Origin of the sequence: Photobacterium sp. GB-1 (genome assembly GCF_003026165.1) — a bacterium.
In the GTDB taxonomy this organism is placed as follows: Bacteria; Pseudomonadota; Gammaproteobacteria; order Enterobacterales; family Vibrionaceae; genus Photobacterium.
On sequence record NZ_PYOB01000036.1, the window covers coordinates 20,095 to 27,718 of the forward strand.

5 protein-coding genes and 3 tRNA genes are annotated in these 7,624 nt (G+C 42.4%); all 8 read right to left on the reverse strand.

The window, feature by feature from the left end; all coding sequences use genetic code 11:
* Window positions 1-123: 123 nt before the first annotated feature.
* The 8 genes from C9J45_RS20450 to C9J45_RS20485 all read right to left on the reverse strand — a co-directional run bounded on the left by C9J45_RS20450 (window position 124) and on the right by C9J45_RS20485 (window position 7,576).
* Entirely contained in the window at window positions 124-2,973 is a 2,850-nt protein-coding gene (locus tag C9J45_RS20450) for a pitrilysin family protein (protein WP_107292948.1), read from the reverse strand.
* 11 nt (window positions 2,974-2,984) lie between these two features.
* Window positions 2,985-3,431 carry a YqaA family protein gene (locus tag C9J45_RS20455; RefSeq protein WP_045153637.1) on the reverse strand — a complete coding sequence of 149 codons (447 nt, stop codon included), beginning with the start codon at window positions 3,429-3,431 and terminating at the stop codon, window positions 2,985-2,987.
* Window positions 3,432-3,561: 130 nt separating this feature from the next.
* Window positions 3,562-4,698 carry a sodium ion-translocating decarboxylase subunit beta gene (locus tag C9J45_RS20460; protein ID WP_107208701.1) on the reverse strand — a complete coding sequence of 379 codons (1,137 nt, stop codon included), beginning with the start codon at window positions 4,696-4,698 and terminating at the stop codon, window positions 3,562-3,564.
* Window positions 4,699-4,707: 9 nt separating this feature from the next.
* The gene (gene oadA / locus C9J45_RS20465) at window positions 4,708-6,489 is read right to left on the reverse strand and encodes a sodium-extruding oxaloacetate decarboxylase subunit alpha (protein WP_107288115.1); all 1,782 of its coding nucleotides are present in this window, start codon (window positions 6,487-6,489) and stop codon (window positions 4,708-4,710) included.
* A 56-nt stretch (window positions 6,490-6,545) separates the two neighbouring features.
* On the reverse strand, window positions 6,546-6,800 hold the full coding sequence (locus C9J45_RS20470) for an oxaloacetate decarboxylase subunit gamma (protein WP_107208699.1): 255 nt from the start codon (window positions 6,798-6,800) through the stop codon (window positions 6,546-6,548).
* Between the two features lie 443 nt (window positions 6,801-7,243).
* Window positions 7,244-7,320: transfer RNA gene (locus C9J45_RS20475), tRNA-Arg, on the reverse strand.
* 51 nt (window positions 7,321-7,371) lie between these two features.
* Window positions 7,372-7,448: transfer RNA gene (locus tag C9J45_RS20480), tRNA-Arg, on the reverse strand.
* A gap of 51 nt (window positions 7,449-7,499) precedes the next feature.
* Window positions 7,500-7,576, reverse strand: a tRNA-Arg gene (locus C9J45_RS20485).
* Window positions 7,577-7,624 lie beyond the last annotated feature (48 nt).

The window sequence follows — 7,624 nt, forward strand, 5'->3', positions numbered from 1 at the left end:
TTAAGGAAAACAGAGTAATCATTATTGCATCTGATTACCATCATTTATATCAGCAAAACTTGCGAAAGACTTTTACTAAGCAGTAACAACTAGCACTCGGTACTAGCTGTTACTGAGTACCTGTTACTTCGTTAATGTAAGCAAATGAACAGGTAAGTCTAACGCTTTCAATTGTGGCTCCAATGTCTTCGCATCACCCACCACAATAATTTGATAATCTTTCGGGTTAAACCATTTCTGCGCTAATTTATCCATTGTCGTTTTAGTAATAGTATCGACAATATGGTTTCGCTGAGCGACAAAATCTTTTGGTAAATCATAAGCTAAGATATTACCTAACAATGATGCTTTTTGACTTGGCGTCTCATAACTAAGAGCATCTTTCTGACCCACAGCTAAGCGCATAAAGTTAACCTCTTTATCGGTTAATCCTGATGTGCTCATTTTCTTTAGTTCGGCGAGAAACTCTTTTATAGAGGCAACCGTCGCATCGGCTCTAACTTGAGCATAATAAACTCCCACACCCACTTCTTTTCCGCCACTGAAATAGCCTCCCGCGCCATAGGTAAAGCCTTTATCTTCACGTAGATTCATGTTGATACGGCTATTAAAGTTACCCGCTAAATTAAAGTTAGCCAATTGGGTTTTAAATAGCTCACCGGTGGCATCAAACGGCATCCCTTGACGTACTAAACGGATCACCGTTTGTGGAGCATCAGGCTTATTCACTAACCAAATTGCTTGCTGCTTTAATACAGGTAGAACTTGTGGTGCAATACTTGGCGCAGGTTCTCCTTGCCATTGTCCGATAGGCGCTAACGCTTGTACTAGTTTCGCTTGTGTTATATCGCCCACCACTACCGCATCAGCACTGTTAGGAGTGTAATAACGATGATAGAAGTCTTTTACATCTTGCAGGGTAATATGGCTCAACGTTTGCTTAGTACCATCCGTTGGACGCCCAAACACAGTACCTTTAAATAAGACTTCTCGTGTTGCTTGCCCCGCTAACCAATCCGCACTTTGATGCTCATAAACAATACCTTCAATCATCTGCTTTTTAAGACGCTTAAAATCACTTTCTTTAAAGGCGGGATGGAAAAGACGTTGCTCTAATAACGCCATCGTTTCAGGTAAGTTCTTCGTTAGCGTACTGAGTGAAATCGTGGTGCCATATAATCCAGCATGTACTGAAATATTACTGCCAAGAGTATCTAACTTAGATGCCATTTGCTCTGCGGTATATTTCTCAGAGCCTTCATTCATCATCGCAGCCGTCAACTCAGCTAAACCTTCTTTACTTGCAGGATCTAAACGACGCCCTGCAGGTACGGTTAACTGTAAGCTGATCGTTGGAGTTTCTTGGGACTGGGTACCAACCACTTTGATCCCATTCGCAAGGCTGAACTCATACAGTGTGGGCATGACGACTTTCACTGGTTTTGAAGCCTTTGGCATCACTGAACGATCAAAATTATCTTTAACCGTACGGTAAGCTAAATCTTGATCATTGATCTTGGTATTTTTAGGTAACACACGTGGCGCAGGCGCATAATTGGGTTTCGCTGCCTGCAGTTGTAATTCACCATGTGGAACAACACTGAGCGTAACACTCGGGTGTTGATAAATATACTGGTTATACGCACGCATTACGCTTTGCGTATTTACTTTATCAAGATTCGCTAGTTCCGTTGCAATGTAGTTAGGATTACCAAAGAAAGTCTGATAAGCCGCAAGTTGCGACACTTTACCACTGACACTTTGTAAGCCATAAATCGCACTCGCTTCAACCGAGCCTTTAATTTCATCCAGTTGGGCTTTCTTGATCCCTTGTAGCTCAATGCCGTTAACGACAGACATCACTTCTTTACGTAATGTGTCTAGGTGACCTTTATCACCACTTGGTGCCATCGCATACACATACATGCTACAAGCAAGCTCTGCACAATCTTGGAATGCGCCTGCATCAACAGCTTTACCTGTTTTCACCAGCTTTTGATAGAGTAAGCTATTCGTGCCACTTCCAATCACTTGGCCTAACATATCCAATGATGGTTGTTCTGCTGCACCTAAATACGCTGTCGGCCAGGCCATCATTAACATGGGCTGCTTAATATTATCTTGCAGTGTAATGTAACGATCAGACGGCAATGTCACAGGCTGCTTCGGTGCATCCTTTACTTCAGGACCTCGTGGAATAGAGCCAAAGTATTTATTCACCCATTCCAATGTCTGCGCTTTATTAATATCACCACCAATGGTTAACGTCGCATTGTTTGGCCCGTACCAACGCAGGAAGAAAGCTTTAAGATCGTTAACATCAACACGATCTAAATCTTCTACATAGCCAATGGTTTGCCATGAATATGGATGGCTACGAGGGTATAATGCTTCCGCCATTTTTTCATAAATCAAACCATACGGACGGTTTTCAAAGTTTTGTGCACGCTCATTTTTCACTGTATCACGCTGAATTTCAAACTTACGCTGAGATACCGCATCAAGTAAAAAGCCCATACGGTCAGACTCAAGCCACAAGGCTTTCTCTAATTGATTGGCTGGGACTGTTTCAAAATAATTCGTGCGATCACGGTTAGTACTGCCATTTAAATTACCGCCCGCTTCTGTGATCAATTTGAAATGCTGTTGATCACCAACATGCTTAGAGCCTTGAAACATCATGTGCTCAAAAAAGTGCGCAAAACCTGATTTACCTTGTTGCTCTCGCGCAGAGCCCACATGGTAAGTCACATCCACATTCACTAACGGATCAGAGTGATCCGGCGATAAAATAACAGTCAACCCATTCGCCAAACGGTATTTGCTATAAGGGATCACAGCTTTCCCTTGTACCGCTTTAACTTGCTCAATAAACGTTACCCCTTTTGGTAACCCTTGGGTAGTCTGCTGTTCAGTAAATTGAGTACAACCTGTCAATGACACGACGGCTGCACTCAGGATCCATTTTTTCACGCTCGAATTCCTTAAAACGATAATGCTGGGAAAAGTCCCAATACGATTGCGGCTAATGCGATATAACGTAATGTTTTACCAATTAAAATGACTACTGCACACCACCAAAATCGCATCCGTAGCCAACCTGCCGCTAAACATAAGGGATCACCAATAATTGGCATCCAACTAAGTAGTAAACTCCAGTAGCCGTATTTTTTTAGCCACAATAACGCTTTATGACTCTGTTTTTGCTCTGAAGTTTTATCTGGTAGTAAAAGTCCTAACCAATAATTAGTTAATCCACCTAAGGTATTACCTATCGCAACGACCGCTACTATTTGCCATATCGGGTTATCCCCTAATTTGACAGCAGCGATAAGATTCGCTTCAGATCCGCCTGGTAACAATGTGGCACTAAGAAATCCGGTCGCAAATAGAACCCATAAGCCCGTATCCCCGGTAAATAAATCAGTCATGTCTGTCACCTTTTTATTAGGAAGGCAAAGTGTGCCATTTGAAGCGATAACTGAACATATTTTTATATTGTCATTAAATAAAAAAGGCAGCGAAACGCTGCCTTTTTAACTAGGTAGTGAAAGAAATACCTTAACTTCCACCCACCAATGCTAACAAGATGCCTGCAGCTACAGCAGAGCCCAATACACCAGCTACGTTTGGTCCCATTGCATGCATTAATAAGAAGTTTTGAGGGTTTGACTCTAAACCCACCTTATTCACCACACGTGCCGCCATTGGAACGGCAGATACACCTGCTGCACCAATTAATGGGTTAATTGGCTCTTTACTAAAACGGTTAAGCGCTTTTGCCATTAATACACCACCACCAGTACCAACACTAAATGCAACCGCGCCCAGTACCAAAATACCTAATGTTTCGATTTGTAGGAATGTTGCAGCTTCAAGCTTCGAACCAACACCTAAACCTAGCATAATTGTCACGATGTTGATCAACTCGTTTTGTACTGTATTTGATAAGCGATCCACAACACCAGATTCACGCATTAAGTTACCTAAACAGAACATACCGACTAATGGGGTTGCTGATGGTAAGAACAAAATCGTCATCAACAGTACAGCTAATGGGAACAATACTTTTTCCATCTTCGTCACGTGACGAAGCTGCTGCATCTGAATTTGACGCTCTTCAGGTGTCGTCAGTGCTTTCATAATTGGTGGCTGAATAATTGGTACTAAAGCCATGTAACTGTAAGCTGCCACCGCAATCGCACCAAGTAAATCAGGGGACAATCGGCTTGCTAAGAAAATAGCCGTTGGGCCATCAGCACCACCAATAATCGCAATTGACGAAGCATCTGCTAGCGAAAATTCCATTCCCGGTACAACGTTAAGTAAAATAGCGCCAAATAAGGTAAAGAAAATACCAAACTGCGCCGCTGCTCCTAATAACAAGGTTTTAGGGTTTGCAATCAGCGCGCCAAAGTCGGTCATTGCACCTACACCCATAAAGATTAATAGCGGGAAAATACCCGTTTCAATCCCTACGTAATAGATGTAATAAAGCAAACCACCAGGATCAGTAAACCCAGCATTCGGGATATTGGCAAGAATGGCACCAAAGCCCATAGGCAGTAATAATAATGGCTCAAAGCCTTTACGAATGGCCAAGAACAACAAACCACAACCAACCACGATCATCACGATCTGACCGAATTCAAAGTTTGCAATCCCAGTTTCGGACCAGAGTTTTAATAAACCTTCCATGGTTACCTCTTATGACAAACTAATGATCGGCGAACCGACAGTGACGGAATCACCTTCTTTAACATGTAGCTGATCAACCACACCACTACGTGCGGCACGTACTTCGGTTTCCATCTTCATCGCTTCTAAGATCACAAGAACATCACCTTCTGTTACTTGATGACCTGGCTGAACATTGATCTTAAAGATATTCCCTGCTAATGGCGCACCAACAGCTTCAGCAGTTGCACTTGGAGCTGATGCGGCAGCAACAGGAGCTGCTGGTTGCTGTGCCACTTCCACAGAAGACAATTCACCGCCTTCAGCAACATCAACGTTATAAACCTGACCATTAACACGTACACTATAGCTTTCAACCTCAGATGCCGTTTTCGTTTCAGCGGCAGTGGTTACTACTTCTTCACCTGTTGGTGCAGGTTCAAAGGCATCAGGATTATTACGATTTTTAAGGAAGTTAAGTCCAACTTGCGGGAACAATGCATACGTTAATACATCATCAACTTGTTGATCGGCTAACGCAATACCCTCAGCTTTAGCTTTTGCGACAAGATCATCAGTTAAGATAGCTAACTCATCATCAATTAAATCAGCTGGACGACAAGTAATAGGCTCAGCACCCTCAAGTACTTTCGCTTGAAGATCACTATTTACAGCCGCTGGTGCTGCGCCATATTCACCTTTTAGAATACCCGCCGTTTCTTTACTGATGCTCTTATAGCGCTCACCAGTCAGTACATTCAATACAGCCTGAGTACCGACAATTTGTGATGTTGGGGTGACCAGTGGAATAAAGCCAAGATCTTCACGTACACGTGGGATCTCTTCTAACACTTCATCAAAACGATCAGCAGCACCTTGCTCTTTTAGCTGACTTTCCATGTTAGTTAGCATGCCGCCAGGAACTTGTGCTAATAAAATTCGAGCATCAACACCTCGTAAACTACCTTCAAATTTCGCGTACTTCTTACGAACATCTCGGAAATAGCTAGCAATAGGTGCGAACTTTTCTAAATCAAGGTTGGTATCACGTCCTGTACCTTGGAGCATAGCTACCACTGTTTCAGTTGGTGTATGACCGTAAGTTTGGCTCATTGATGAAATCGATGTATCAAGAATATCGAGTCCCGCTTCTACGGCTTTCACTGCTGTCGCTGTAGATAAACCGGTTGTAGCATGGCTGTGTAAAGCTAGCGGAATATCACATGATGCTTTGATACGCTTAATTAACTCTTCCGCTTCATAAGGCTTCAATAAACCTGACATATCTTTGATACATAGCGAGTGACAACCGAGATCTTCTAAACGCTTAGCAAGATCGGTCCATGTATCTAAAGTATGAACCGGACTTGTTGTGTAAGAAATAGTACCTTGCGCATGAGCACCAACATCAATCGTCGACTTTACGGCTTTTTCAAAATTACGCACATCATTCATGGCATCAAAAATACGGAAAACATCCATACCATTCGCGTGTGCGCGCTCAACAAACTTCTCTACAACATCATCACCATAATGGCGATAGCCAAGTAAATTTTGTCCACGAAGTAACATCTGCATCGGTGTTTTTGGCATCACTTGCTTTAATGCGCGCAGACGCTCCCAAGGATCTTCACCAAGATAGCGAATGCACGAATCAAATGTTGCACCACCCCATGTTTCTAACGACCAATAACCAACATCATCAAGCTGCGCGGCAATAGGAAGCATATCTTCTAAACGAAGACGGGTAGCAAATAAAGATTGGTGTGCATCACGCAATACAACATCGGTGATAGCTAGAGGCTTGGACATGTTCAAAACTCCTTGTAAGAATAAGTGTCCTTAAATCAAAACTGTGTGCTGTGAAATTAGCTAGTGCTTTTAGCTTGACGATATTGATGAACAGCAGCAGAAATAGCTGCAATGACATCAGGCTTAATACCGTTTTGATTTTGGGTCACTGCCGGCTTGGCAGCTTTAGGCGCTTCAATTTGGTCAGCTGGCGCAAATTTTGCCAACAAATGAACCAAAAAAATAAGGATTGACAGAAAGACAAATACAACGACCATTCCTGTCGCCATAATTACCGCTGCTTGCCACAGCGCATCTCCCAGATCAGTCATCATAAATTCCTTCTAGTTGTGACCGTAGTGTTAACGATTATCACGACAATTGAAAACAAGTCAAATTGATTCACAAAAATTGGTTGTTTTTGCAACATCAGTCTGATTTTTACTCAAATTAAAGCATATTTATCAGCCTTAATTGCAAGATTTCATTACATGCAGACACAATATGAATACAAATACATAAAGATTGCATATATAGAATCAACATACTGAAATGTAATAAAAAAAGGAATTTTAAAAATATCTAGAAAGGATAGCATTCAGCTAAAAAAGAGAAGTTATCGTATCAAATAAGCAGTTAGATACCCTTATTGATACTAAGCAAATAAAATCATTATTATTACTTATTAACAATAATATTATAAAGGCTTAGTAATACTTAGAAATCAGAAAACAACAGATACAAAAAAGCCCAGCAAAAGCTGGGCTTTAAATGATGGTGCGCGCGGGAGGATTCGAACCTCCGACCGCCTGGTTCGTAGCCAGGTACTCTATCCAGCTGAGCTACGCGCGCACTAAATCGGTGTAACAGCAACAAGCATTGAGGCTTATCACTTTTAAGTAATGGTGCGCGCGGGAGGATTCGAACCTCCGACCGCCTGGTTCGTAGCCAGGTACTCTATCCAGCTGAGCTACGCGCGCACTAAATCGGTGTAACAGCAACAAGCATTGAGGCTTATCACTTTTAAGTAATGGTGCGCGCGGGAGGATTCGAACCTCCGACCGCCTGGTTCGTAGCCAGGTACTCTATCCAGCTGAGCTACGCGCGCACTAAATCGGTGTAACAGCAACAAGCGTTAGGCTTATCACTTTTAAAT

What these genes read in the sequence shown, in the direction of transcription:
- C9J45_RS20460 (WP_107208701.1), bottom strand. Translation starts at nt 4,698, where the DNA reads ATGGAAGGTTTATTAAAACTCTGGTCCGAAACTGGGATTGCAAACTTT.
- oadA (WP_107288115.1), bottom strand. Translation starts at nt 6,489, where the DNA reads ATGTCCAAGCCTCTAGCTATCACCGATGTTGTATTGCGTGATGCACAC.
- C9J45_RS20455 (WP_045153637.1), bottom strand. Translation starts at nt 3,431, where the DNA reads ATGACTGATTTATTTACCGGGGATACGGGCTTATGGGTTCTATTTGCG.
- C9J45_RS20470 (WP_107208699.1), bottom strand. Translation starts at nt 6,800, where the DNA reads ATGACTGATCTGGGAGATGCGCTGTGGCAAGCAGCGGTAATTATGGCG.